The following is a 24,176-nucleotide window of genomic DNA, read 5'->3' as shown; positions in this document are numbered from 1 at the left end:
TCTCAACAGAGCCATCCCGCGCTCGGAAGCAGTTCTCAGTTCATTTCTTGAGCGTTGATCCAACGACACCCCACTTTTGCATCGATGACTGCATCGAGCAACGTAGCAGCAATCACATCTGCCGGATTGACACGGAATTTCTTCGGCAGGAGCGGAGCTAAAAATCGAAGCAGCGTCAGCGCTGCTCCCTCTGCAGCCCTGGCTTCATTTCGCTCGCCGCCAATGAGACTGGGTCTGCAGATCGCAAGCGACCGGAACCCGATTTCCTGGATGTCCCGCTCAACCTCTCCTTTGGTCCTGTAGTAGAAGCTCATGGAATCTGGAGATGCACCCATGGCAGTCACAATCGCATACGTCTCTACGCCGGCGGCATGCGCGGCTTTCCCCAATGCGATAGGGAGCTCGTAGTCGACATAACGGAACGCTTCCTTCGAGCCGGCTTTTGCCTGAGTCGTCCCCAATGCGCATATGACCGCGTCCGGCGTGTACGACATCAGACGCGGAACAAGTTCCTCCAGGCGTGGGCCAACCGGGTTGACCAGTCTGTCACTCGGGGCCAGCGCTTTCCGTGTGGGTGCAATCACCTCCGAAAACGCGTCGTTGGCGAGCGCGAGCTTCAGTATCCTGCTTCCCACCAACCCCGTAGCACCGAGCAGTAGTAGTTTCATTTTCACGCCAGGGCCTTGACCGTTTTCCCCAAACCGCTGCTTTAAGTTAAGCGCGTTGTTTGCCTTGAGCCGAGTTTGACACGGTTTCCCATGTATCCCAGTTGCTCAACCGCGCCGCATAGGTCGCCCGGAACTTCGCGATTGTTGCTGAACCTAGCACCAGGCGAAGCGGCGGCTCACTGGCGTCCACGGCTTCGAGGATCGCTGCGGCGGTTGCTAGCGGATCGCCAACATCGCCGGATTTGAACGACGAGCGAATGGCCTGCCGTATCGGATCGTAGGCCGCTATGGTTGGCGGGGATTGCACCGACGCGCTAAACCCGGTGGCGAATTGCCCTGGTTCTATGATCGTGACTTTGATGCCGAATGCAGCCACCTCACCTGCCAGTGCTTCCGACATGGCCTCGATCACAAATTTGCTGGCGGTGTAGCTTCCACCCGTCGGGAAACCAATAACGCCGCCAATGCTCGACAGCGTCAGGATGTGACCGCTGCCCTGCGCCCGTAAGATCGGCAGCGCTGCCTGAACGACCGACAGTGTCCCGAACACATTGGTGTCAAAGTTGGCTTTCACTTGCTCGTGCTCCAACTCTTCGATTGCGCCCATATAGCCGTAGCCGGCGTTACACAGGATGACATCGAGTCGTTTGAAATGCCCGTGCGCTTGACTGACGGCTTCGAACACGGCATCGCGATCCGTTACGTCGAGCGGCATGACCAGGATCGAATCGCCATAAGTCTTGACGAGTTCATCGAGCGCGCTTGGGTTTCGCACCGCGGCCGCAACCTTGTCGCCGCGTTTCAGGGCTGCCTCCGTCCAGACGCGGCCAAAGCCTCGCGATGCACCCGTGACAAACCAGACCTTTGATGAAGACATATAAGTCCCCTAAAATTGCACTGAGTGTAATTTATCGCACTGAGTGTAGGCTTGTCAAGAAGCTGATCGATCGTCAGAATCGCTACGATGAATAGCAAAGAACCCCTCCCAAACGACCTGCGCGAACGCAAACGCCGTTTAACCTTTGATCTGATTACTCAAACCGGCCTGAGACTCTTCAGGGAGAATGGTTATGAGGAGACGACACTGGATGCGATCGCGGCGGCATCGGGGATATCGCGGCGCACTTTCTTCTACTATTTGAAGTCGAAGGAAGACCTTTTGATGGCGCACGAGAGCGGTAACTTTCCGCACGCGCTGCGTCCGACCTTCCTCGCGCAGTCGCCGGACCAATCACCCATCGACGCCGCCAGGAAGACTTTCCTGACCCTTGCTCCGCTGTATGACACTCAAGAGTCACTCGCCGCGGACCAAATACTTCGATCGATAGAAGCGCTTCGGCTACGCAAAGATGCGCTTTTTGTTCAGTTGGAGGACGTACTGGCAGAGGCGATGTATGAATTGTGGCCGGATCCGATCCGCAGGCCTGCGCTACGTCTGGACGCCATGATCACCATGGGTACGCTTCGGTTTGCCAAAGAGAATTGGCGGCAGGGAAATGGGGATCATCCGTTGACGTATTACATCGACGAGGCCTTCGATCTTCTCGATTGCCAGTCGAAGCGATGAGCCTGCTGCGGGAGAAATCGAACGGGACGATGTCTTCGCCATCGATCATGGTTTCGACCCATTGATGGACAGCCACAATACAGTCAGGATAATTAAGTATCTAACGTGCGCCCGCTCGGCCGTCACGAAGTGATCCGGAACACTTCGCCGGGTGATCCAATCTGATCTGCCAACGCACAAGCTTTTGCCAACTGGGCGGCATTGCATGCAACATCGGAGCAACGCTACTGACCGAAGGGGAATCGATGTCAAAGACTATTGTCTTTTGTGCCGATGGCACGTGGAACGGTCCTGACGAGCAAGCCACGACCGACAGCAACTCCCCCGACGACACGCAAGGCTGCGAACCTCAACTGACCAACGTCTGCAAACTCTTCGCGTGGCTTGACGGCGCCCTGCTTCCCGGCGGAACCAACTGGGGCGGCGTGGAGATGGAGAAGTCCCGTCAGGACGCGAAAGGCACACCGAACCAGATAGCCAAGTACATCCACGGGGTAGGCAATTCACAGCAGTTGCTGGACAAGGTGGCCGGTGGCGCGTTTGGCGTGGGCGTCGTAGCCCGCATTGCTCGCGGTTATACCTATATCTCGCGTAACTTCGTGCCAGGCGACAGCATCGTGATTATCGGCTTTAGCCGGGGCGCGTATACCGCACGCGCGCTGGCAGGCCTGATTGCGGGAGAAGGTCTGCTGCGGCCAGACTTCGCTGCCATTGACGACGACACGCGTTACGACACCGCGGTGGCGGCTTGGTACCGCTGGCGCCACGGCCACGACACGACGTTCCAGAAGATAGCGGACGGGTTGATCGAGTTGCTGGAGATCCACAGTGCCTTCTCGAACGCGCGGAATCTGGATGCAAGTTCTTTTGTTCCGGTGAAAATCACCGCGGTTGCAGTCTGGGATACGGTCGGTTCGTTGGGCATCCCGATCTACCACGCGGGCGCAGCGATTGATCTATTTCGTTTCTGCGACACGGCCTTGAGTGGCAACATCAACCTGGGCGTGCACGCGGTATCGCTTGACGAGCAACGCAAGCCGTTCGAACCGACGTTGTGGGATGCCAACCCGAACGTGACGCAGGCGCTTTTTCCGGGAGGTCACTGCGACGTCGGCGGAGGCTACCCTGAACACGGCCTGTCCGATGGCCCTCTGCTCTGGGTCGTTGATAGGCTGCAACATCCTGATGTGGGATTAAAGTTCGCGCTCCGACCTCCCGTTCCAGTCATATCCGAACCTTTGGGCCCGCGACATCGAGCGTGGGCGGGGAATCCTGTATGGCTGGCGGCCGGCGTTTCCCCGAGAACCTTCCCGAGTGGCATGGTCATCAATGACGCGGTTCGCCAGCGTATGAACGGCCAACCTGAAGACCTGGACGACACGCAGGGACCACAGCCACCTTACTCACCGGTTAACTTGCCCGCATAGGTACAGGTACATTGTGTGAAACCAATTAAGTGAGTATGCCGATGAGCGCTAAGGCCGCCAGCGTCCGGTCAACGGGTGCTTAGCGGCTGCTTAGCGGGCCTCCGTTAGATGATTTTCAATTAGCGCGAAAGTGACCGCCCTGGCCGTTGATGCTCACCGGTCCGGATTTTTTGAAGACAATTTGATGATAGAAATTCAACGTCCGACGTTAGACGATTCGGAAGAACTCTTGGCTTTTGAACTTGAGAACAGGGCCTATTTTGAGAAGTGGATAAACGCGCGTGACGAAAACTACTATAGCCTCAGCTCCGTAAAGCACGCGATTGCCGAGGCACGAAGCGACGCACACGCCGACAAGGCGTATCAGTTTTTGATAAAGCGGGATGGGATCATTGTCGGCCGGGTGAACCTTAGCGGAGTTACTCGTCCGTATTTCAACAAGGCATCGCTCGGGTATCGAATTGGCGAACGCTTCGGCGGGAACGGGTACGCATCCGATGCAGTTGACCTGATACTGAAGACGGCGTGTGTAGATCTGGGGCTATGGCGAATAGAAGCGACCGTTCGGCCCGAAAATCAGGCGTCTTCGCACGTTCTAACGCGCAACGGATTTGTGAAGTACGGAACAGCGCGTCGCAGCATGCAGCTACATGGAGTCTGGTACGACCTGGTGCATTTTGAGTGCCATCTCGAACCGCGAGGTCATACCGTGTCAGCATGAAGCCGTCGAGTGACCAATACCGGTCCGAATAAGGACTTCGCCACGCACATCGGGCAAAGCCTTATACAGCGTAGCAGAGCAGAAACAGGCAACCTTTATTGCTACGGAACAGAACATCGGCGGTACCTGTTTCTGCGACACCCGCCCAGCCAGCGGTCAAAACCTGACCGTTCTGAATGGCTTCCCCTTCCAGCATGAAGATGAACTCCGGTCCATCGTGCCGATGAGTGGGAAAGACCGCGCCGGGCTCGAAGCGCACCAGCTGCATGGCGCGGCCATTCGCCTTGCCGAGGTTTTTCACTGCTACGCCAGCCGCAAATTTCGAGTCTTGCCAATGGGCGGTGTTGCTGTCGGTGAAGGTGAACTCCGCTTCCTGTCGCGCAGTCATGGCCGTCCTCCTGGTCTGGAATTTCGCCGGGGTGTTGTTAAAGGACGCGGTTTATCGTTGTTTCTCCGCAGCGCGCTCAAGCATCACATCGCCAATCCGGTTGCCACGCGCCTTGAGTGCGTCCCCAGCACCTTCGATATCACGGACTTCCTTATTCTGGCTGAGCTTGCTTTTGCCGATGAGCCGGGTGATATCGATTTGCACACCCACAATCGCTTTAACCATTGTGTCGATAAATTCCCTCGGCGCATCGCCCATCTTCCAAGGTTCGGGCTGCGTTGCCTCGTGCGTGCGGGTGAGACGGGCGATCACGCCGCGTACATATTTTTCATCGTCGCGAATGGTGATGCGTCCATGCGCATGAACCACGATGTAATTCCAGGTCGGCACCTGCTTGTGCGTTTCATGCTTGCTCGGATACCACGTGGGGGAAACGTACGCGTCACCCGCACGGAAGACGACGAGAACTTCGTCACCATCGACGACGTCCTGCCACAACGGATTGCTCCGTGCGACGTGCCCATGCAGCACACCCAGCTCGCCTTCGGTCGATGAAAGTTCGAGTGGGATGTGATTGGCGTCCAGGCCGCTCTTGCCATTCGTAATCAGGCTGCCAAACGGATTTTGCACGATAAGTTCGTGCATCACGTCTTTGCGCGACTCGTTGAAATGGGCGGGAATATACATGCTTGCTCCAGAAGATTTCTGTTCTTCACCCGTGCAAAGGGTGTTCGTATTGCACGCAAGTGTGTCCCAAAACTGGTTTATCCTGTAGAGCCAATTTGAATCATTTCTATTAAACCAGAATCATGGCGAGAACTTCCCTGGTAGTAGACGTTCCCGCGCTCGGCGCACTCGAACGCGGCGCGGGAAACCTGTCCGGCCAATTGGCGCAGTTGCTGCGAGAGGCGGTACACAGGGGAGAAATCAGGCCCGGCGACGCCCTGCCGTCCACGCGGCTGCTTGCGGCGTCTCTGCAGGTCGCGCGTGGAACGGTGGTGGAAGCCTACGAGCAGCTGATCGCCGAAGGCTTCCTCGAGTCGCAACGAGGCGCGGCCACGCGCGTTGCGGAGGCGTTGTCGGGGACGCGGGTTCGCAAAGCGCAGACGGCCCGCACGCAGGCATCGCGGACGAGTTTGCCTGAACCGGCGGCGCGCTTTGCCCAAGTGGCGCGCGAATTCAGTCCCTTACCGCCGATGCCATTTGCTATCTCGGTCCCTGTTGGCCTGACGGCGCCCGCCGATATCTGGCGGCGGCTTGGCAACCGCGTGCGCGCCAAAGGCCCGGGCGCACCAGCCGGCTATGACGATCCGAAAGGCGCATTGCCGCTGCGCGATGCGATTGTTGCCTACGCGCGCAAGTCACGATCGGTGCACTGCGAAGCCGGCCAGGTGATCATCACCAGCGGAACGCAGCAGGGCTTGTATCTCGCGAGCCAGGTATTGCTGGGCTCGAAGGATCAGGCGTGGGTGGAAGATCCCGCGTATCGCGGTATCACTGCCACGCTCGAGAATAACGGCCGGGGCAGTGCAATGATTCGGGTGCCCGTGGATAGTGAGGGCATCGATGTGGAAGCAGGGATCAGGCAAGCGCCGCACGCGAAAGTGGCGTTCGTGACGCCATCGCATCAATATCCGCTCGGCATGCCCATGAGCATGGCGAGACGCAGTGCGATCCTGGCGTGGGCACGCACGAACGACGCATGGGTAGTCGAAGACGACTACGACAGCGAGTTCCGCTACGAGGGTTATCCGTTCCCGTCGCTGCATAGCTCGGAGCCGGACCGGGTGGTCTATCTTGGTACGTTCAGCAAGATTCTGTTTCCGTCACTACGACTGGGGTATGTGATCGTGCCGCACGATCTGGCCGATGCGTTTTGCGGCGCGCGTGTCCTGATGGACCGGCACCCGCCGAACGCGGATCAGCACGTTCTCGCGGCGTTCATGGCCGATGGGCACCTCGAGCGGCACATCAGGCGGGTGCGCAATGTGTACGCGAACCATCGGGCACAGCTTATTGCTGCAATCGACACGTTGTTGCCGCCAGAGGTGGCATGGGTGCAGCCCAGTGACCAGGGCATGCACCTCGTTCTCTGGCTCGCGGAAAGCCTGGACGACCGCGAGGTGGTCACCATGGCGGCGCGAGCCGGAGTCGCGGTACGGGCGATATCGCCGATGTTTTCGCCGGGAAACGGCCGGCCCGGCCTGGTCCTCGGGTTCGGCGGATTCAGCAATGCACAAATGGAGGAGGCCGCGAAGCGGCTCGCGGAAGTCATTATTGACGCCGTGAGATCAGGCGTGAAACGACGAGACGCTGGAAGCCTGCAATCACGCGGAAAGGTCTGACGAGGCTGCACAACGGCCGGTGAGTCTCATCTGCTAGTGGGCTGAACTCTGATCGTCGGCTTGAATGTTCCAACCATCAAGTTCTTCATTTGTCTGCCGATATTGATGCTGTGGCGCAAAAATTATTGATTAAGCGCCGGCCACTTTATCACTCGAACTTTCAATGAAGAACAACGTAAGTCGTCGCGCAGCTGCCGCGTTTGCCGTGTTGTGCTTGAGCGCGTGCGCGCACAATCCCGCACCCCCAGCGGCAAAAAGTACAACGCCCAGTCCGCAGTCCGCGCAGGCCGCGAGCATCGCGAATTTACCGCCGGACGTGCTTGCTACCTGTCAGCACATCTCTGTTGAAGTGGCCGCCGGCCATATCGCGGACGCGGCCCGGATCGCCAACGAATGTCTGGCTTCGCACAGCCTGCCGATTGCCTTGCGGATCGGGGTGTTGCAACAGTTGACGCTCCTCGACATGGCACTTCACGATGACCGTGCCGCTCTCGAGACGCAGCTTGCCGCGATCGAACTGATGCCGACCCCTACCGATTTGCAACTGCTGTTGCTCTCGCGTCTGTATCAAAGCAATCAACGCAACGATGAGAGTCTCGCGACGCTCAACCGGATCCGGGATGCGCACGAGGCTGCGCATGACATCGATCGTGCGCTCGGCATGCCCTACTATCAGCAACTCGGCACGACGCTCGCTGCTATGGGGCGCCGTCAGGAATCCATCGACGCGTTCACGAAGGGCATCCCGCTAGAACCGGCGCTCGCGGATGTCTATCGCAGACGCGCAATCGAACGTGATGCAACCGGCGACGCCGCAGGTGCGCGGGCGGACTACGTGCAGTTTGCCCGTTGGGCGATCGATCCAGGCATCGATGCGCCGACGCGCGCCAAACTGACTTCGCTAGGTATTGATCCCGCGAGTGAGCGACGCCATCCGTTCGGCGACGCCAATCCGCTGCACGCGGCCGACGTGCAGCAACTGGAGAATGCACAGCAGGCGCTAAAGTCAGCCGCGACGACGCAGGCGAAAGCAGAGGCTTACAGCAATATTTCGATATTCTCCGACGGCCTCGATCGGAATGCGGAGGCACTGACGGCGATCGATGCAGCGATCGCACTCGCACCGGACTCGACGAGCTATAAGCAGTCGAAAGTGACGACGCTGGTGGGTCTGAATCGCATCGGCGCTGCCATCGCCCTTGCCGCACCGATGCGCAAACAGGCGCATGACGAGGCCGCAATATCGGCGACCCCGTCAGTGGTATATCGCAAATATGTCGAGGTCTCGGGTTCAGCGGCGCTGGCCTACATGCAACAGGAGAATTGGGCGGATGCAATCGAGGCGCTGGCCGATACAGCCAGGGGCTCGGAGGCATTCGATCAGGACTACATGGCATCGCTCTATCTGTACGTGCGCGCAAGAAGCGCAGGTGCGGCGCCCACCAACGCTTTTTTCGAAGACTACATCCGGCGCGCTTCACAGCCGGTCTTCGGGAATTATCGCCGCTGGCTGCTGCTGTACGTGCAAGGCCGTGTCACGATCGATCAGGTGTATATCCAGGTCATCTCGCTCGGGAATTCCGCCGCTATCCAGAATGCGCTCGCCGAGACGTGGTTCATGGCCGCTGGCTATGAGCGGTACGTGAAACACAACGACGCTGCGGCGCGCGCTTACGTGGGTCGCCTGAACGACCTTCAGCCGTACGGGACCAACGAGTGGATGGTGGCCAAGCGAGGCGGCGTGTGACAGCATATTTCGCCGATCGGATTCATTGTTCGTCGCTGCGTCAATCGGCGTTGCGTTCGTTCTTCGCGTCGCTCGCGCTGACGTCGGCGGTGACCGCATCTATCGCGTTGATCGCGCCGGGCGCGGCCGAAGCGATGCCGTCTGTTGATCGAGGCGCCACTCATCCGACGCAACCGGTTGGGACCGTGTCGTTTACCGTGTTCAGCGATCCGACGACCCCATGCGTCCTGCGATTCGCCGCTGGCCAGCAATGGGCGGCGCCGCCGCTTGCGACGACTGCACAGCTGCTCGCGGCATGCGGTGCGGAGGCTGCCGCCGGCAATCGCGACGCGCGCGTTGTCTATGGGCAAATGGTGTTGTTCGGATTTGCGATGCGGCCTGACGACGCCGGTCTCGCGATGTTGAAGCAGGCCGCGGTGGATGGCTCGCCAGCAGCGCAGCGCGTCGTTGGCTCGCTTTACCGCGACGGCTCGCGTGTGCCGAGGGACTACGCGGCCGCGCGTCGCTGGTTGGCCCTCGCGGCGGACAACGGCGATGGTGCCGCGGCCGCCACGCTCGGTCTGATGGACTACAACGGCGAGGGTGGCCCGGTCGACTTTGTATCGGCGTACGCGGACTTTGCACGGGCTGCCGGGAATGGCGATCCACACGGTGCGACCAACGCCGGGCGGCTGCTGTTCAGTGGCCGTCCTGGCGTGCCTCGCGACCTGCCCGGGGGTGTCGCGTGGTTCATTCAAGGAGCGCTGCGCGGCGACCCTGATGCGGAGTTTCTGCTCGGCATCGCATTACTGCGCGGTTCAGGTGTCTCGCAGGACACCCACAACGCTGCCGGGTGGCTCAACGCGGCGGCTGCGCAGAATCATGTCGAAGCGAGAGCGGCGCTTGCTGATCTGTATCTGACTGGGACAGGTGTCCCGCGTGATGCACAGCGCGGCTTTGCGTTGATGTCGATTGCTGCGCAACATGGGTCGGTCTATGCACAGCGCCGTCTCGGGGAACTCTATGCCGGCGGCGGCGGCGTCTCACGCAACCCTATGCTTGCGCGTGCATGGCACCGGAAGGCTGCGCTCGATGGCGACGTGGTCGCGCAGTTCGACTTGGCGGTTGAGTATCGAATGGGGCTAGGCGGTCCAATCGATCTGAACACTGCAATCGGATGGATGCGCGGCGCTGCTCAGGCGGGCCTCGCAGCGGCGCAAAACGATCTTGGCACCATGCTGCAGCATGGGGAAGGTGAAGCGCAGAATCTTGTCGAAGCGCATCAATGGTACGAACGGGCGTCCGCACAGGGGCTTGGGGTCGCGTCGTTCAATCTTGCATTAATGGCTTACTCCGGGCTCGGCATTCCGAAGGATCGTGCGCTCGCTTACCGGTTCGCTCGAACCGGCGCAGAGCGTGGTTATGCGCAGTCCGCGGTGATAGTCGGCCGGATGTTATTTGCCGGCGATGGTGTAGCGATCGATAAAGCGCAGGCGCTGACCTGGTACCGCAAGGCGGCGGATGAAGGAAATGTCGCAGGCGCGCGCGCGGCGGGCTGGCAGTACATGTACGGTAACGGTGTACCGCGCGACGAAGCGCTCGGCGAGCAATATCTCAAGCGCGCCGCGAGCGCAGGTGATGCACAGGCGCAGACGATGCTCGGGTTGTATCTGCTCAAGCGCCCGTCGTCTTCCGACAGGGATACGGGGAAGGCATGGCTGGTTAAGGCCGTCGCACTGAAGTACGGTCCTGCTTATTCCGCAATGGGCGATTTATACGCCAAGAACGTAGGCGCGACGCCCGATCAGGCCACGGCGGTCGAATGGTTTACGCGCGGCGCGGAATTGAACGACCTGGCGTCGCAGCGCGTGCTGTGCCTCGCTTACGCGAACGGCTCGGGTGTTGCACAGAACGCAGAAAAGGCGCAGCGCTGGTGCTCGGCGGCCGCGCGCGCGGGAGACACGCTCGCGATGCGTCTGTTGGCGGTGGGCATCGTGCAGGGCCGCGACGCGGCAGCCAGTGATCGCGTGTACTGGCAGTGGCGCCTCGCGAGTACGAGCGATCCGGTCTATGAGTCGATCCTCGGCGAATCGTACGATCGGGGCCGCGGCGTAACCGCCGACTTCGGCGCAGCTGTGTATTGGCTCCGCCGTTCGGCGGAGCAGGGTAACGCTTCTGCGCAGGACTCGCTCGCGAGGCATTTGTTCGCGGGGCTCGGCGGCCAACAAGACAATCACGAAGCGTTCATGTGGGCGAGCCGGGCGGCGGCCGTCAGTTCCGATGCAATGGAGTTGCAAGGCAAGGCCTATCTGTCTGGACGCGGCGTTGAACGGGACGTTATTGCTGCACGTAACTGGTTCGAGAAGGCGGCGGCGGCCGGCTCGGGCGAGGCGGCCAGCGAGCTCGCGAATTTATACGAGACAGGCATCGGTGTGCCGCACGATGACGCGCTGGCGCTAAGCTGGTATCGCAAAGGCGCTGCGTTGAGATCCGACACAGCGGCGATCGCGCTGGCGTTGCGTGCGCAGGCCGCAGGGAATACCGCGTCGCTCGATGAGCGCTCGGCGTACTGGCTTGCCATCTCCATCGATAAGGTGACGCCAACTGCCAGTGGCAGGCAGCCAACGTCTGCCGCGAGAGAAGACGGCAACGCAGCGTGGGACGCACTGTTGTCCCTGAATGACGCATTGCTTGGCAGCCCCTTGCAGCAGTACGAAACCGGTATGCGCTATCTGTTGGGCGATGGCGTGACGCGTGACAAGGCGCTGGGCGACGCGTGGCTTCTGCGCGCGCAGACCAGCTTTGCGGTTGACCCGGGCTTGCGCGTTTATGCGGATGCGGCTCGGGTTGTCGAAGAACGTGTTGGTGCAGGGTTGACAGCGGCTGAACAAGCGCGGGCTCGTCGATTGGCGGCCAATTTGCTAGCGACTGTTCCAGTTGACGCAGCCTCGATCCTCGGGTGGAAGGGGTCGATACAACCGCAGCTGGCGACACGTTTATCAGAGTAATTACCGTAATTGAACTGGCTCCGCCTGCTGTCGAGACACCTTTGTACGAGTCCCCCTGAAGCTGAGGCTGATGCCCCTGGAGGAGCGTCAACACGGGCCGGCTTCAAGGGTCTCAAAGTGAAACAAATCTGGGTCGGAGTTAGGTAAATGCCGACAGCGCCGCTTTAGAACGCGTGCGTAATCCCCACCGACACCAGCACCTGTTTCGCCGAGCTGGAGTCCACTCCGGCACCTGCAATTTCCGCTATCGCCGTCCTCCCCACATTGGCTCCCGCCGAGTTGAAGACCGGCGCTATGCCATCTCCACCCGCTTTCTGTAACACGGCTACGGCGAAGAGGCTGGTGCGTTTGGAAATCGAGTAGTTCGTGCCCAGGTTGATCTGCTGGAAGGTCGGTTTCAACCCTTCGTAATCCGCTTTGCCCGCGTTATAGATATAAGCGCCTCCCACCAACAGCGCCGGCGTGATGTGATACGTGGCCGTGACTTCGTAGCTGTCGAGTTTGAAATCGCTGCCGCTACCGGCATTGGCGAAACCATTGGCCACAAAATACTGGCTGTTCTTCAGAGTCGTATGCGAATAGACCAGCCCCACGTTTGCGTTGCCTATGGAATAGGACGCGCCCGCGCTAAGGACTTTCATGGCGTTCGCGTCTTGTAGCGCAACGTAGTTGCTCAGCGATCCTACATAGTTACCATTGGACGCGTACACACCGCCCGTTCCGTTCGCGTTGGTCGCAGGCGTGTTGATATCGAGGTAACCAGCCGCAAACGCAAAGGGGCCCGCCGTGTAGCTAGCGGCCAGCGCCCAAACGCGGTTCGTCGAGAAGTCGCCCGCCTGACCACCCAGGCTGAACATGCCGTCCATTTGCAAGCCGTTCCAGACCGGGCTCACATACTTGATTACGTTGTTGATGCGGATCGACTGGTTAAGGTTGTCCAGGTCGCCGAAGTGCGACCCATAGCCCGTTGCAAAGTTATTGCTCGACGGAAACATGCCCACCGTATCCGACAGCGAATCGTACTGACGTCCAAGCGTGATGGTCCCGTAGTTATTCGTCACTCCGACGAACGCCTGACGACCAAATTCCGTGCCTCCCTGGCCCAATCGCCCGTTCTGGATGTTGAAGCCGTTTTCCAAAGTGAAGATCGCTGCATTGCCGCCGCCCAGGTCTTCACGGCCTTTTAATCCCCATCGATTGCATCCGGGTGGTGCACACGTTTCAGTCTCGTACACGGGCCCCTTGCCGGTGTTATTGACGTAGGTAACCCCTGCCGTCACGAGGCCGTAAAGCGTCACGCTGCTTTGGGCGAATACGACTTGAGGCGACGCGATTAACGCGCCAATACAGAACCAGCTCTTTTTCACGGCGATCTCCAGAAGGCGTGTCGAGGGTGCAAAGCGGGACGCGTTCGCCATGCGCTGATGGCGGCTTGGGCGAACGCGGATAAGGCGAAGGAAGGTCTGAACGCGAGTCAGGGATCGCGTATCAGGGATGGCGTCTCACGCACCAAGCTTGTAGCCGGTGCGGGAAGTTGCCGGCGGCGCGGCGCTATCCAGCAAGCCGATTCCAATGGCGGCCGGCGCAGGTGCCGGCGTGACAAGGCTGACAAGAATGGTCACGCCAGCGTTGATCGCCATCGCGATCAAACCGGGTTCCCACTGCGGCCAATGCGAACCCCAGTAATGCGCGGAAAACGGTGCGAGCAACGCGATGAATCCCGCGAGCATGCCGGCCAGAACGCCTGTCGCACTCGTGCGTCTCCAGAGGAAACCGAGAAACACGCCGGGAGCGAGCATGCCGATAGCCGAGTACGCATCGAGGAGAATCTTGACCAGCGACCCCTTCTGCGAGAGCGACAAGTACACGGCCACGGCAGCAAAACACACGAGCGAGGCCCGCGACAACGCCAGCGATTGACCTTCGCTCAGGCGCGGGACGAACGGCCGCACGACATTGCGCGTGAAGATTGAACCCGCCGCGACCAGCAGCAGGGCACCCGGTGCAAGGGCGAGCAGGAACCCGGTGCCCGCCACAAGCCCGATCACCCAGGACGGATAACGCCCCGACACGAACTGCAGCAACGCGGCATTCAGGTTGTCGCCGGGCGGATGCGTATTGGCGAGCAGCGCCGCAAAGCCGAGCAGGATGATGAAGAAGTACGCGAGCGAATACAGCGGTTGCCAGATGGCATTGCGTCGAATGGACGTCGCGCTGCGCGCCGAATACGACATCTGGAACAGATGCGGAAACACCCAGTTGCCGAGCGCGATGTTGATCGCGGAGGTCATCAACCAGATGGCGGTGGTGGGCGAGCTTGGGTCGACTCCCGGAAACTTGCCGATGCCCGGATGCTTCGCTTCGACCATGCCGAAGATATCGAGTAGCGACCCTGCGCCGACTTTGCTGGCCACGGTCGCACTCAGCAACACCACCACGATGATCATCAGAACGTCCTTCACGCCGGCAGCGAACGCTGCCGAGCGGATCCCCGCGACGAACACGAACGCAATCATCAGTAGTCCTGCAACGATGGTTGCCGTGCGGCTCGAGATGGCGTCATCGAGTGTGAGTTGCACGATCAATCCAAGGCTCACCAACTGGATCTGGACGTACACGATCAGCGACGCGATTCCGATCACGCCAGTGATCACGCCGAGCCAGGGCGCGTCGAAGCGCGCTGCAAAGAAGTCGGCTTGCGTAACGAGTTTGCCGAGCCGCCCGGCTTTCCAGATCCGGGGCATCAACCAGTACCCGACGGCGTAACTCATCGATACAGAACAGAACGCAAGGTACGCCGGTGCGCCGAGCGCCCATGCATAGCCGGAAATACCCAGCACGGCGAAGGTGGTGTAGACCTCGCCGGCATTCATGAACCAGAAGATCAGCGTGCCCAGGCTGCGTCCGCCGACGGCCCACTCGGCGAGCGTTGCACTTTTGCGCGTACGCCGCCCGTAAGCGACTGCGCCGACTACGGTCGCGAGCAGGATGCACAACACGATGGCTATTTTCACTGCGCATCTCCCGTGGAAGCGGAGGTTTGTTCCAGGAAGGCGGCTTCCTCGTCTTCTACGCCCGCACGGCGATCCATGAAGAACACCAGCCCTATGACGATGCTCGCCAAGACAATGCCGGCCATCTGCCAGAACATGGGGAAGGGCAATCCAAACGGCCTTGTGGCGATGTCGTTCACCACTGGCGCCAACGCGGCTTGCCAGATGAACGGAATGACCAGCATCCATCGATACCAGTAACGAGGGCGACTTCGCTCACTTTGAATGTTGCTGTTCATGCCACCTCCTGTAAGTTATGACTGCACATATTGTGAGATGAAGTGTGCACTCAGGCAGCACACAAATTCAAGCGTGTCAAAAACAAATAACGGTGTTTTTTTACTTAATGGCGCTGAATTGGCCCGATTCGCTGATTGACCGGACGCGGCAGTGCAGTATTGACGTACAAAAAAACGATACGTACACTCACGCAAAATGTATGTTCAGGCTGCACGACATTACTTCGCATGCCGATGCCGCGCGACTGCTGAGCCGTTATCGCCATCGTTATCCCCAGGAGATATCCATGCCTTCCACGCAAGATCCGACCGGCTCTGCGGACGATGTTTTTGAGTTATACGACCTGCGTGTCGAGGTCGTCGCACCAGACGGAGCGAAGCTGTATTGCGGCGCAAAGGTGGGTGACTACTTCGAGCTGAAGGGCGAGATGCTTTATCTGCCGCCCGGTCAGGGCTTCTCTATCTACTCGCTCGCCGCGCTGCTGCCGCTGCTTGCATCCAAGCAACGGCGGCTGCATCCGAACGACTGGATGAGCACCGATGCGGAAGTCGCCTGTCCCGATCCCAACTGCCCCTCGCGTTTCAGGATCGTGCGCTCAGGCCTGCGCCGCTTTAGCCACACCGACACCACGGCCGTCAAACTACCCTCTACGGAGCAACAGCAATGAGTTCGCAGTACAGCATCGACCTCGCCCCCGGCTACACCATTTCGCGCTTGCTCAAAGGCGGCTGGCAGCTCGCCGGTGGTCACGGTTCGGTCGATCGGGAAGCGGCGATCGCCGACATGGCGGCCTACTACGAAGCCGGTATCACGACGTTCGACTGCGCGGATATCTACACGGGCGTAGAAGAAATGATCGGTGAATTCCGCCGTGATTACCTCGCTCGCAACGGCGGCGAAAGTCTTCGCAATTTACGTGTTCATACCAAGTACGTTCCCGATCTCGCGACCCTGCCCACGCTTGATCGCCAGCAGGTCGAGCGGACCATCGACCGGTCGCTGGTTCGCCTGGGTGTCGAACGGCTTGACCTCGTGCAGTTTCATTGGTGGGACTACACCGTGCCGCGTTATCTCGAGACGGCGCACTGGCTCACCGAGTTGCAGCGGGCAGGAAAGATCGCGCATCTTGGCGGTACCAATTTCGATACCGCGCGCACGCGCGAACTTGTTGAAGGCGGCACGCCGCTTGTCAGCATGCAGGTTCAGTACTCCTTGCTGGATCAGCGGGCGCTGCCGGCACTCTCGCCGTATTGCGCGAGTGCACGCATGCAACTGCTTTGCTACGGGACCGTCGCGGGAGGTTTTCTATCGGAGCGCTGGCTTGGCCAGAGCGAGCCGACCAATGATCTCGAGAACCGGTCGCTCGTCAAATACAAATTGATGATCGATGACTTCGGCGGCTGGGATTTGTTTCAGCAGCTTCTATCCGTGCTGAAGGGAATGGCGGAGCGCCATGCGGTGTCCATCCCGACCATCGCGATGCGCTGGGTGCTTCAGCAACCCCAGGTCGCAGCGATTATCGTCGGCGTGCGGCGTGGCGATCACTTGCCCGATCACTTGCGCGTGATGCAGGGGACGCTCGACTCCGCCGATCTGGCGGCACTCAATGCCGTATTGGCGCAGCGCCGTTTGCTTGATGGCGATGTTTACAGCAGCGAGCGAGATCTGGAAGGACGCCACGGACGGGTCATGAAATACGACCTGAACGAGACGCCTCATTGATTGCGTTGTTGTGTGTTGAGCCCGCGCAGACATTCGCGGCGTTCGCGAGCTTGGCTATGCGGCGAGCAGCTTCATTTGAAAAGCGCGGTTCTGGCTCCGCGCCTGCCCAACTAATCCAGCGCCTTCTGCGACTTTTCATCCATGAATGCGACGGCGATCAACCCCAGCAGACCGCAGCCGATCACATACCACGCGGGCGCCAGCGTGCTGCCGGTCGCCACGATCAGCGACGTCACGAAGAATTGCGCGAAGCCGCCGAAGATCGCTACCCCGAGGCTATACACCACGGCCCCGCCCGTTGCTCGCACCGAGCGCGGGAAGAGCTCGCCGAGCATGGCGCCCACGCCGCCAATGTTGATCGCGTGCACCGACGAAAGCAGCGTGACGACGGTGAGCAGCGTGCTGGTCGTGGGCCATCGGTTCAATGCAACGAAGGCTGGATAGATCGCGAGCAGCAGCACGACGCGCGAGCCTTGCGCAAGCGTGTTGCGTCCGAAGCGGTCGGTCAGGTATCCGCCAACCGGTGCGAGCACAAAAATAATCGCGCCCGATACACACCCTGACAGCATCGCGATGCCAGGCGGCAGGCCAAGCGTCTTGACGGCGTAGATCGACAGGTAGAACACGATGATGAAATGCGCCGATGTTCCGGCAATCGTCAGTCCAAGACCCATCAGCACGGCGCGCCGGTGATCGCGGAGAACATCGAGCAAAGGCAGCTTTGGCACTTTCTCCTTCGGCGTGTGCATCGGCTCTTCTTCGAGCGTCTTGCGCAGCCACCAGCCGACCGGAACGATCAGCGTGCCGATCAGGAACGGTACGCGCCATCCCCAGCTTTCGAGTTGCGCTGTCGTGAGCGTTGCCGTCAGCGCGACGCCGGTCAACGCGCCCGCGAGCGCGGCAAGACCCTGGCTCGCGAACTGCCACGATGCATACAGGCCGCGCCGGTTGGGCGGCGCTTGTTCGAGCAGAAGCGTCGTCGATGCCCCCACTTCGCCGCCCGCCGAGAATCCCTGAATGAGCCGCGCGATCACCAGGATCACGGGTCCTATAAACCCCGCTTGTCCGTAGGTCGGCGCGACCGCGATCATCGCCGTGCCGACTGCCATCAGCCCGAGCGTGAGCACCATCGCTTTCTTGCGTCCGGCGCGATCGGCGTACATGCCGATCACAAGCCCGCCGACGGGCCGCGTGAAAAAGCCGACACCGAAGCTCGCAACCGCCAGCAACAACTGCCCGACCGGATCGTGTACGGGAAAGAACAGCTTCCCGATCAACAGTGCGAAGAACCCATAGACGGTGAAGTCGTAGAACTCGAGCGCGTTACCCACTGCTGCCGCAGTGACAAGCCGCGCGCGGCTTTGTTTGCGGCGGCCCAGCGCCGCGCTCGGAGTAGCGTCGAGGGTTGATACGGTCGGTATGCTCATGTCTTCTCTCGAAACGCGGTCGTGCTGCAGGTGGGGGCGGGTTTGAAATGAGGCTCGGACGATTCAGTCGGCCAGATACGCTTAATCGGCTAGATACGCTTCGGTCAGGCGTACCCAGTAGCTCGCGCCGATGGCGAGAATGTCGTCGTTGAAGTCGTAGCCGGGGTTGTGGACCATGCAGCTTCCCTTGCCCTCGACGCCATTGCCGATCCACGCATACGCAGCCGGCACGACTTCGGCCATGAACGCGAAGTCCTCGCTGCCCATGAGCGGATGCGCCTGGGTATCCACACGTTGCGTGCCGAGCATCTTCTGCGCGACTTCGGCAGCGAACGCGGTCGGTTCGGCATGATTGACGAGCACGGGATACCCCCATTCGTAGTCGATCTCCGCCTCCACCCCGAACGACGCCGCCTGCGCGTGCACGAGCGCCGTAATGCGTTTGCGCAAGAGATCGCGCACCGTGTGATCGAGTGCGCGGATCGACAGTTTCATCTCGGCGGTCTGCGGAATCACGTTGAAGGTTTCGCCGGCTTTGACGCTGCCAACCGAGATCACCGCCGACTTCTGCGAATCGATTTCCCGGGCCACGATGCTCTGCAGCGCGAGGATAATGCCCGCCACTGCGGGCATGGGGTCGCGTGACAGGTGGGGCAGCGCGCCGTGCCCGCCCAAGCCGCGCAGCACGATCGTGGCGCGGTCGGCTGAGGCCATTGCGGGGCCGGTGCAGAAGTTCATGCCGCCGGTTTCATAGCCTGGCATGTTGTGCAGGCCGAACACGGCGTCGCAGGGAAACTGATCGAAGAGACCGTCCTCGATCATCGCGCGTGCGCCGCCGTAGCTTTCTTCGGCCGGCTGAAAGATCAGCGTCAACGTGCCGGAAAACTGCCGGCTTTCCGCCAGATATCGAGCGGCGCACAGGAGCATCGCGGTGTGGCCGTCGTGACCACAGGCGTGCATGGTCTTCGGGACGGCGCTGGTGTAGGGAAGGCCGGTCGCCTCTTCGATGGGCAGCGCGTCCATATCGGCGCGCAAGCCGATGCGCCGGCTGCCGCTGCCTAGTTTCAGCACGCCGACCACGCCCGTCTTGCCGAGGCCGCGCGTTACTTCGTAGCCCCACTGCGTGAGCAGGCTGGCGACGAGGTCGCTGGTCGCCCGCTCCTGGAACGCGAGTTCTGGATTGGCGTGGATCTGGCGCCGCACCGCGATAAGGTCGGGCGCAATGGCGGCAATTCCGGGAATGACGGGATCGACTGACAGCATGACTAACTCCTTATTACGTTTCGATATTTCAGCGTGACTGCTTCCGGTCAAGCATATAAAGTCACAAAGAAAACCAAAAGACAGTTAATTAAATTTGTGACTACTACCAGTTGTCGGTATAAACCCTTTAATCTCCGATGAAATACCATCAGTTGCGTGCGTTCCTCACCGTTGCCGAACAGGGCAGCATCCGCGCGGCGGCGCGTAGCCTGCATCTTTCTCAGGCCGCGTTGACGAAGGCGTTAAAAGAACTCGAACAGGACTTGGGCGTGCCGCTCGTGCTGCGCACCGCGCGCGGCGTGCAATTGACCGCGTTCGGCTTGCAGTTGAGGATTCGGGCGCAGATGGTGGTGAGCGAGATGCGTCGCGCCGAAGACGACATCGCGCATATGAAAGGCGAAGTGACCGGCAGCGTGGCGGCCGCTGTCACGCCGACCGCCGCGCTGTCGATTCTGCCTAAAGCGTTCAGCGCGTTTCGAAAGAAGATGCCGCATGCACGCGTGAGTTTTATCGAAGGATTCCCGGGCGTTGCGTTGCCGCGTTTGCGCGACGGGTCACTTGATTTCGTGGTGGCGGTGGTCGTGCCGGAGCATCTCGGGCCCGCGTTCGATTACATCGAGCTATACAAGATCAGTTCGGTGGTGGTCGCGCGGCAAGATCATCCGCTAGCGCACTGCACGTCCCTGGCTGAACTGGTCGATGCGGAATGGCTGTTGAATCCATCGCCCGAAAGCTCGACGCGCGGACTGCTCGATTTCTTCGCCGCGTCCGGTCTGACGGTGCCGCAGAAAGTTATCGAGTGCCCGAGCTTTGTGATTGCGCACGGGTTGCTGCGTGGCTCGGATACCGTTGCGTTGTTGCCCGAGCCTCTGCTGGATCAACCGTGGGTGCGCGAGGGTATCGCCGTGTTGCCTATAGCCGACCTGCCGCCGCCGATAGCCATCGGCGTAGTGACTCGTCGCGACAGCCCGCTGACGCCGGCCGCTGCGTTGCTGCTCGATTGCTTGCAGGACGCGGTGACGTCGTTAAGGTTGAACGTCCCGGCGCGCCGTTCAATCCAGGGGCGGTAAGCGGCGTTCGACAGGCGTCGACTTGATGATCGCCGTGCTTGTCTCGGCGCGCTCTGCGACCTTCGACAGAATCTCGTCCAGTTGCTCGATGGTCTTGAGAAAGAGCCGGCAGACAAAACAGTCGTCGCCGGTGACCTTGTCGCATTCGACGAATTCGGGAATGCGCCGGATGGCTTCTTCCACAAGGTGCAGTTGACCCGGCAGTGGCTTGACCCGAACGATGGCCTGAAGCGTGTATCCGAGCGCACGCGGGTCGAGCCTGACGGCGAACCCCTGGATCACGCCACGCGCTTCGAGCTGGCGCACGCGCTCGGCTGTGCTGGGCGCAGACAAGCCAATCCGGCGCGCGAGTTCGCTCATCGCGATCCGGCCGTCCTCGGATAGAACGGCGAGCAAGTCGCGGTCGGTCTGGTCGAGCAAGACAAGACCCGGCGGGGAAGAAAGGCGATTCTTCAAATGGACCTTCGATTTGAAGTTAAAACGTCGATGTCCGCTTATTTTACACATGGAATCACGCTTGGCCGCCCACTAAACTTACTAGACAGATTGGAGCTGGCACCACTTGAAAGGCAAGGCGATGAGCTCAAGAGAAATGCGCGTTGGCTGTGTAGAAATGAGTGTAGCGATGCTGATATCCGGCACGGTCGGATGGCTCGTCGTGTCGTCGCAGCAAACGCCGCTGAACGTCGTGTTCATTCGTTGCGTGTTCGGCGCAGCGACGCTGCTCGTGATCTGTGCGCTAAAAGGGATGTTGCGCAAAAGCTTGTTTTCATGGCGCATGCTTGGACTGGTAGCGCTCGGCAGCGCTACGATTGTCGGCAACTGGGTGCTGCTGTTTGCGGCCTATTCAAGAGCCTCCATATCGATGGCGACCGCCGTCTATAACACCCAGCCGTTCATGCTCGTTCTGCTCGGTGCCGTGGTGTTTCGCGAACGGATCACCTTGCGCACGATTCTCTGGCTCGGCGTCGCGTTTTTGGGCCTCGTGCTGGTCGTGCGAGTGGAGCCCGCGGTGTTGGCCAAGCCCGGTGAATATCTGGAAGGTATCGGCTATGCGCTCGGCGCGGCATTTCTCTACGCGATCTGTTCGATCGTGACGAAGCAGCTCAAGGGAACGCCACCGCATTTGATTGCGTTGTTGCATGTGGCGCTGGGCATCATCATGCTTGCGCCGTTCGTCGATTTCCAGCATTTGCCCACCACCCCGAATCATTGGGCGGATCTTGTCGTGCTCGGCGTGGTTAACACCGGCATCATGTACGTGCTGCTTTATGGCGCCATCCAGAAACTGCCGACCGCGGTGACGGGTGCGCTGTCCTTCATCTATCCGGTCGTGGCGATCATTGTGGACCGGGTCGCGTTCGGACAACGATTAGGATGGCTGCAGATTGTTGGTGCGGCGCTGATTCTGCTGGCGGCCGCTGGAACAACTCTAGGTTGGGAACTCACGCCGCGAAAACGCGCGGCTTTTGAGTAGCCGATTAGCAAGCGTTTTTCTCGATCAACAAGCACATCCAGCAAGCTGTTACGGCAACTATCCGTTATGAACTCGCATCACATTTCTGCGTGCATTGCCCGAGATCACTTCAACGTGATCCGACCACTCGCGTCCGCAAATTCCAAAGGCAAAAAACCGTCGCTCATCTGACCGGAGCGCTGTTCCGTCAGGTGCGACGGAACAGATGCGGTCACTCGATTTCCATCCCTGTTCTCTGATGCCCTGACGGTTTTTATCGGTCAAACAGGAGAGTATGGAATGTCGATTTTTTCTGGTATCTGGATTCCGCTGGTCACGCCGTTTTCAAACGGACGTATCGATCACGACGCGCTGCGAAACCTGGTCAGGTCTTACATTGATGCCAAGGTGACAGGGTTTGTTGCATTGGGAACCACGGGCGAGCCGTCGTCGCTCGATCACGCTGAGCAGGCACAGGTGCTGGCGACCATCCTGGATGAGACGAAGGATCTTCCGGTCGTGGTAGGGCTGGCTGGAAACAACTCAGCGGAGCTTCGCGAGCGCGCTCTTCGCTTGAACGAGCTTCCGATTTCCGGTTTGCTTGTCCCTGCGCCTTACTATGTGCGGCCCTCGCAGGCTGGCTTGACGAGCCACTTCACCACCCTCGCCGATATCAGCACGGTTCCTCTGATTGTCTACGACATTCCCTATAGAACAGGCGTGCGACTGGACCTCGCGACCCTGTTGACGCTTGCCGCCCATCCCAACATTCAGGGAATCAAGGATTGCGCCGGGTCGCTGGAAACGACGCTTGCGTTGATCCTCGATGGACGTTTGTCGGTGCTCGCGGGTGAGGACCTGAATATGTTCAGCACATTATGTCTTGGCGGCCACGGCGCAATCGCGGCGAGTGCGCATGTGCGCGTGGCTGACTTCGTTGCGGTTTATAACGACATCAAGGAAGGCCATCTTGATCAAGCGCGCGAGCGGTTTCATCGGCTAGTACCGTTGATACAAGCACTCGTGTCCGAGCCTAATCCGGCACCCGTGAAGTGTGCGCTTGAGGTCTTGGGGGTGATCCGTCAGGAACTTCGTGCACCGATGACGCAAGCGACTGACCGGCTGCGTGGTCAGCTTGGAGTCTTGCTGTCGAGCTAGCTGAGAATCAGCGCGGTAGCCGGCGCATGCGATTCACATGAATAGGCCCGCGCTATTTCACCAAATGCAGTCCCTTCGCCAGCACGATGCCCTTTTCGCGGTTGATCAGCCAGATATCGCCGACGTTCGCGTGCAGCGTTGCCGTGCGTGTGGTGATGTCGGTAGGCTCTTCGTTGCTCGGGTCGGTATGGTCCTTGGTCATCGTCAGATAAGGCGGCACCACGCGACAGATCAACACGAGCGCGAGATCGCCGTCTTCTTGGGAGAACGCGTCCGGCGAGAGCACGAAGCGCCCATGTACTGTCGTCTTGTTGTGCTTGTTGACGGGATCCAGTTCGATGATATCGATGTTCTGTATATAGCCCTTCGATTTCGCTTCGGCCGCGACCACGAGCTTTCGGCCACGGGGCCCGGTGATGGTCCTTTTGAGGACGATCGCGTAGGGGTGATCGCTGTCCGACAGATCCACGTCTACCGTCATCACGCGAACCTTCGATCGATAGCGGATTCCATACGGTGCGGGCACCACGAACGCCAGGTCGCGGCTTAGCTTGGCGTCCATCAATGCGGCGTCGTGCAGCGTCTTCGGCAAAGCATCGCCAATCAAATCTTCTACTCGATGCGTGAACGAGAGCGTCTTGCTATCGGTAAATTTGCGCGCCAGCGCGTCCCTGACGGCGGCTGGATCATCGCCGGGGAAACCGGGCGTCACTACAATGCCGACTGGCGTAACGTCCTTTGTCTGTGCGGGCGTAGCGACCGCGCTGCTGGCGGTTTGAGCGTGCGCAGTCACACACAGGCAAAGAAGCGCGCAAGCGGCGCCTACGCTCGCTTGCTTGAAGTTCTGAAGACGCATTAGCAGACTCCCATGGACATGATCGCGGACCGCCTGGTCTTCGTGCTGCAGGAGCAGCATTCGAGTCAATTCATTGCAATT

The 24,176-nt window shown here is 60.0% G+C and carries 22 protein-coding genes; 11 read left to right on the top strand and 11 right to left on the bottom strand.

Translation table 11 applies throughout. The annotated features are described in order from the left end of the window. Positions 1-35 precede the first annotated feature (35 nt). Together GSQ93_RS25455 and GSQ93_RS25450 are read right to left on the bottom strand one after the other, a co-directional pair. Positions 36-668 (bottom strand): NAD(P)H-binding protein, encoded by a 633-nt coding sequence (locus tag GSQ93_RS25455; RefSeq protein WP_158938417.1) that lies wholly within the window; start codon positions 666-668, stop codon positions 36-38. Between the two features lie 46 nt (positions 669-714). Next, positions 715-1,545, bottom strand: a complete 831-nt coding sequence (locus GSQ93_RS25450) for an SDR family NAD(P)-dependent oxidoreductase (protein WP_158938416.1) — start codon at positions 1,543-1,545, stop codon at positions 715-717. Positions 1,546-1,632: 87 nt separating this feature from the next. Here GSQ93_RS25450 and GSQ93_RS25445 point away from each other — a divergent pair, with 87 nt between their 5' ends. The 3 genes from GSQ93_RS25445 (at position 1,633) to GSQ93_RS25435 (ending at position 4,383) form a co-directional block, all read left to right on the top strand. After that, positions 1,633-2,235: a TetR/AcrR family transcriptional regulator gene (locus GSQ93_RS25445; protein WP_158938415.1), complete on the top strand. Its 603-nt coding sequence runs from the start codon at positions 1,633-1,635 to the stop codon at positions 2,233-2,235. A 245-nt stretch (positions 2,236-2,480) separates the two neighbouring features. Then, positions 2,481-3,662: a DUF2235 domain-containing protein gene (locus GSQ93_RS25440; protein WP_158938414.1), complete on the top strand. Its 1,182-nt coding sequence runs from the start codon at positions 2,481-2,483 to the stop codon at positions 3,660-3,662. A gap of 130 nt (positions 3,663-3,792) precedes the next feature. Beyond that, the gene (locus tag GSQ93_RS25435; RefSeq protein ID WP_216857672.1) at positions 3,793-4,383 is read left to right on the top strand and encodes a GNAT family N-acetyltransferase; all 591 of its coding nucleotides are present in this window, start codon (positions 3,793-3,795) and stop codon (positions 4,381-4,383) included. Between the two features lie 61 nt (positions 4,384-4,444). Here GSQ93_RS25435 and GSQ93_RS25430 read toward each other — a convergent pair whose 3' ends face one another. After that, positions 4,445-4,771 (bottom strand): cupin domain-containing protein, encoded by a 327-nt coding sequence (locus GSQ93_RS25430; protein ID WP_158938413.1) that lies wholly within the window; start codon positions 4,769-4,771, stop codon positions 4,445-4,447. Between the two features lie 51 nt (positions 4,772-4,822). Further along, positions 4,823-5,458 (bottom strand): FMN-binding negative transcriptional regulator, encoded by a 636-nt coding sequence (locus GSQ93_RS25425; protein WP_158938412.1) that lies wholly within the window; start codon positions 5,456-5,458, stop codon positions 4,823-4,825. Positions 5,459-5,580: 122 nt separating this feature from the next. Here GSQ93_RS25425 and GSQ93_RS25420 point away from each other — a divergent pair, with 122 nt between their 5' ends. From GSQ93_RS25420 to GSQ93_RS25410, 3 genes are all read left to right on the top strand, one after another. After that, positions 5,581-7,116 carry a PLP-dependent aminotransferase family protein gene (locus GSQ93_RS25420; RefSeq protein WP_158938411.1) on the top strand — a complete coding sequence of 512 codons (1,536 nt, stop codon included), beginning with the start codon at positions 5,581-5,583 and terminating at the stop codon, positions 7,114-7,116. Between the two features lie 163 nt (positions 7,117-7,279). Next, the gene (locus GSQ93_RS25415) at positions 7,280-8,863 is read left to right on the top strand and encodes a hypothetical protein (protein ID WP_158938410.1); all 1,584 of its coding nucleotides are present in this window, start codon (positions 7,280-7,282) and stop codon (positions 8,861-8,863) included. Beyond that, positions 8,860-11,850, top strand: coding sequence for a tetratricopeptide repeat protein (locus tag GSQ93_RS25410; protein WP_158938409.1), 2,991 nt, complete (start codon positions 8,860-8,862; stop codon positions 11,848-11,850). The genes GSQ93_RS25415 and GSQ93_RS25410 overlap by 4 nt, the downstream gene beginning before the upstream one ends. Positions 11,851-12,014: 164 nt before the next feature. Here the strand turns inward: GSQ93_RS25410 and GSQ93_RS25405 are convergent, their stop codons facing one another. The 3 genes from GSQ93_RS25405 to GSQ93_RS38285 all read right to left on the bottom strand — a co-directional run bounded on the left by GSQ93_RS25405 (position 12,015) and on the right by GSQ93_RS38285 (position 15,142). After that, positions 12,015-13,217: a porin gene (locus GSQ93_RS25405; protein ID WP_158938408.1), complete on the bottom strand. Its 1,203-nt coding sequence runs from the start codon at positions 13,215-13,217 to the stop codon at positions 12,015-12,017. Between the two features lie 135 nt (positions 13,218-13,352). Continuing rightward, a complete protein-coding gene (locus GSQ93_RS25400; RefSeq protein WP_158938407.1) occupies positions 13,353-14,864 on the bottom strand; it encodes a sodium:solute symporter in 1,512 nt (503 codons plus the stop codon). Continuing rightward, on the bottom strand, positions 14,861-15,142 hold the full coding sequence (locus GSQ93_RS38285; RefSeq protein WP_158938406.1) for a DUF3311 domain-containing protein: 282 nt from the start codon (positions 15,140-15,142) through the stop codon (positions 14,861-14,863). Before GSQ93_RS38285 ends, GSQ93_RS25400 begins: the two co-directional genes overlap by 4 nt. A gap of 287 nt (positions 15,143-15,429) precedes the next feature. On the opposite strand from GSQ93_RS38285, the gene GSQ93_RS25390 reads away from it, so the two are divergent. Together GSQ93_RS25390 and GSQ93_RS25385 are read left to right on the top strand one after the other, a co-directional pair. Continuing rightward, the gene (locus tag GSQ93_RS25390; RefSeq protein WP_158938405.1) at positions 15,430-15,810 is read left to right on the top strand and encodes a TIGR04076 family protein; all 381 of its coding nucleotides are present in this window, start codon (positions 15,430-15,432) and stop codon (positions 15,808-15,810) included. Continuing rightward, positions 15,807-16,865: an aldo/keto reductase gene (locus GSQ93_RS25385; protein WP_158938404.1), complete on the top strand. Its 1,059-nt coding sequence runs from the start codon at positions 15,807-15,809 to the stop codon at positions 16,863-16,865. The genes GSQ93_RS25390 and GSQ93_RS25385 overlap by 4 nt, the downstream gene beginning before the upstream one ends. Positions 16,866-16,975: 110 nt before the next feature. Here GSQ93_RS25385 and GSQ93_RS25380 read toward each other — a convergent pair whose 3' ends face one another. Both GSQ93_RS25380 and GSQ93_RS25375 read right to left on the bottom strand, forming a co-directional pair. Then, positions 16,976-18,292 carry an MFS transporter gene (locus GSQ93_RS25380; RefSeq protein ID WP_158938403.1) on the bottom strand — a complete coding sequence of 439 codons (1,317 nt, stop codon included), beginning with the start codon at positions 18,290-18,292 and terminating at the stop codon, positions 16,976-16,978. A gap of 81 nt (positions 18,293-18,373) precedes the next feature. Beyond that, on the bottom strand, positions 18,374-19,555 hold the full coding sequence (locus tag GSQ93_RS25375) for a M20 aminoacylase family protein (RefSeq protein WP_158938402.1): 1,182 nt from the start codon (positions 19,553-19,555) through the stop codon (positions 18,374-18,376). Between the two features lie 137 nt (positions 19,556-19,692). Here GSQ93_RS25375 and GSQ93_RS25370 point away from each other — a divergent pair, with 137 nt between their 5' ends. Beyond that, positions 19,693-20,625: a LysR substrate-binding domain-containing protein gene (locus GSQ93_RS25370; protein WP_158938401.1), complete on the top strand. Its 933-nt coding sequence runs from the start codon at positions 19,693-19,695 to the stop codon at positions 20,623-20,625. On the opposite strand, the gene GSQ93_RS25365 is transcribed toward GSQ93_RS25370, so the two are convergent. Next, entirely contained in the window at positions 20,608-21,081 is a 474-nt protein-coding gene (locus GSQ93_RS25365) for an Lrp/AsnC family transcriptional regulator (RefSeq protein ID WP_158938400.1), read from the bottom strand. The genes GSQ93_RS25370 and GSQ93_RS25365 overlap by 18 nt on opposite strands. 121 nt (positions 21,082-21,202) lie before the next feature. On the opposite strand from GSQ93_RS25365, the gene GSQ93_RS25360 reads away from it, so the two are divergent. Both GSQ93_RS25360 and dapA read left to right on the top strand, forming a co-directional pair. Further along, positions 21,203-22,102 (top strand): DMT family transporter, encoded by a 900-nt coding sequence (locus GSQ93_RS25360; RefSeq protein WP_158938399.1) that lies wholly within the window; start codon positions 21,203-21,205, stop codon positions 22,100-22,102. 279 nt (positions 22,103-22,381) lie between these two features. Continuing rightward, positions 22,382-23,239 carry a 4-hydroxy-tetrahydrodipicolinate synthase gene (gene dapA, locus GSQ93_RS25355; RefSeq protein ID WP_158938398.1) on the top strand — a complete coding sequence of 286 codons (858 nt, stop codon included), beginning with the start codon at positions 22,382-22,384 and terminating at the stop codon, positions 23,237-23,239. Between the two features lie 52 nt (positions 23,240-23,291). Here dapA and GSQ93_RS25350 read toward each other — a convergent pair whose 3' ends face one another. Next, positions 23,292-24,155 carry a hypothetical protein gene (locus tag GSQ93_RS25350; protein ID WP_254074049.1) on the bottom strand — a complete coding sequence of 288 codons (864 nt, stop codon included), beginning with the start codon at positions 24,153-24,155 and terminating at the stop codon, positions 23,292-23,294. Between the last annotated feature and the right edge of the window lie 21 nt (positions 24,156-24,176).

Source organism: Burkholderia sp. S171 (assembly GCF_009766085.1).
In the GTDB taxonomy this organism is placed as follows: Bacteria; Pseudomonadota; Gammaproteobacteria; order Burkholderiales; family Burkholderiaceae; genus Caballeronia.
Note: the sequence above shows the minus strand (reverse complement) of the source record. Positions and strands in the feature narration are given on the sequence as shown.

Coding starts and splice junctions, on each gene's coding strand:
- GSQ93_RS25415 (WP_158938410.1), top strand. CDS start 7,280: ATGAAGAACAACGTAAGTCGTCGCGCAGCTGCCGCGTTTGCCGTGTTG.
- GSQ93_RS38285 (WP_158938406.1), bottom strand. CDS start 15,142: ATGAACAGCAACATTCAAAGTGAGCGAAGTCGCCCTCGTTACTGGTAT.
- dapA (WP_158938398.1), top strand. CDS start 22,382: ATGTCGATTTTTTCTGGTATCTGGATTCCGCTGGTCACGCCGTTTTCA.
- GSQ93_RS25360 (WP_158938399.1), top strand. CDS start 21,203: ATGAGCTCAAGAGAAATGCGCGTTGGCTGTGTAGAAATGAGTGTAGCG.
- GSQ93_RS25420 (WP_158938411.1), top strand. CDS start 5,581: ATGGCGAGAACTTCCCTGGTAGTAGACGTTCCCGCGCTCGGCGCACTC.
- GSQ93_RS25375 (WP_158938402.1), bottom strand. CDS start 19,555: ATGCTGTCAGTCGATCCCGTCATTCCCGGAATTGCCGCCATTGCGCCC.
- GSQ93_RS25425 (WP_158938412.1), bottom strand. CDS start 5,458: ATGTATATTCCCGCCCATTTCAACGAGTCGCGCAAAGACGTGATGCAC.
- GSQ93_RS25450 (WP_158938416.1), bottom strand. CDS start 1,545: ATGTCTTCATCAAAGGTCTGGTTTGTCACGGGTGCATCGCGAGGCTTT.
- GSQ93_RS25385 (WP_158938404.1), top strand. CDS start 15,807: ATGAGTTCGCAGTACAGCATCGACCTCGCCCCCGGCTACACCATTTCG.
- GSQ93_RS25380 (WP_158938403.1), bottom strand. CDS start 18,292: ATGAGCATACCGACCGTATCAACCCTCGACGCTACTCCGAGCGCGGCG.
- GSQ93_RS25390 (WP_158938405.1), top strand. CDS start 15,430: ATGCCTTCCACGCAAGATCCGACCGGCTCTGCGGACGATGTTTTTGAG.
- GSQ93_RS25440 (WP_158938414.1), top strand. CDS start 2,481: ATGTCAAAGACTATTGTCTTTTGTGCCGATGGCACGTGGAACGGTCCT.
- GSQ93_RS25430 (WP_158938413.1), bottom strand. CDS start 4,771: ATGACTGCGCGACAGGAAGCGGAGTTCACCTTCACCGACAGCAACACC.
- GSQ93_RS25370 (WP_158938401.1), top strand. CDS start 19,693: ATGAAATACCATCAGTTGCGTGCGTTCCTCACCGTTGCCGAACAGGGC.
- GSQ93_RS25350 (WP_254074049.1), bottom strand. CDS start 24,155: ATGCTGCTCCTGCAGCACGAAGACCAGGCGGTCCGCGATCATGTCCAT.
- GSQ93_RS25445 (WP_158938415.1), top strand. CDS start 1,633: ATGAATAGCAAAGAACCCCTCCCAAACGACCTGCGCGAACGCAAACGC.
- GSQ93_RS25455 (WP_158938417.1), bottom strand. CDS start 668: ATGAAACTACTACTGCTCGGTGCTACGGGGTTGGTGGGAAGCAGGATA.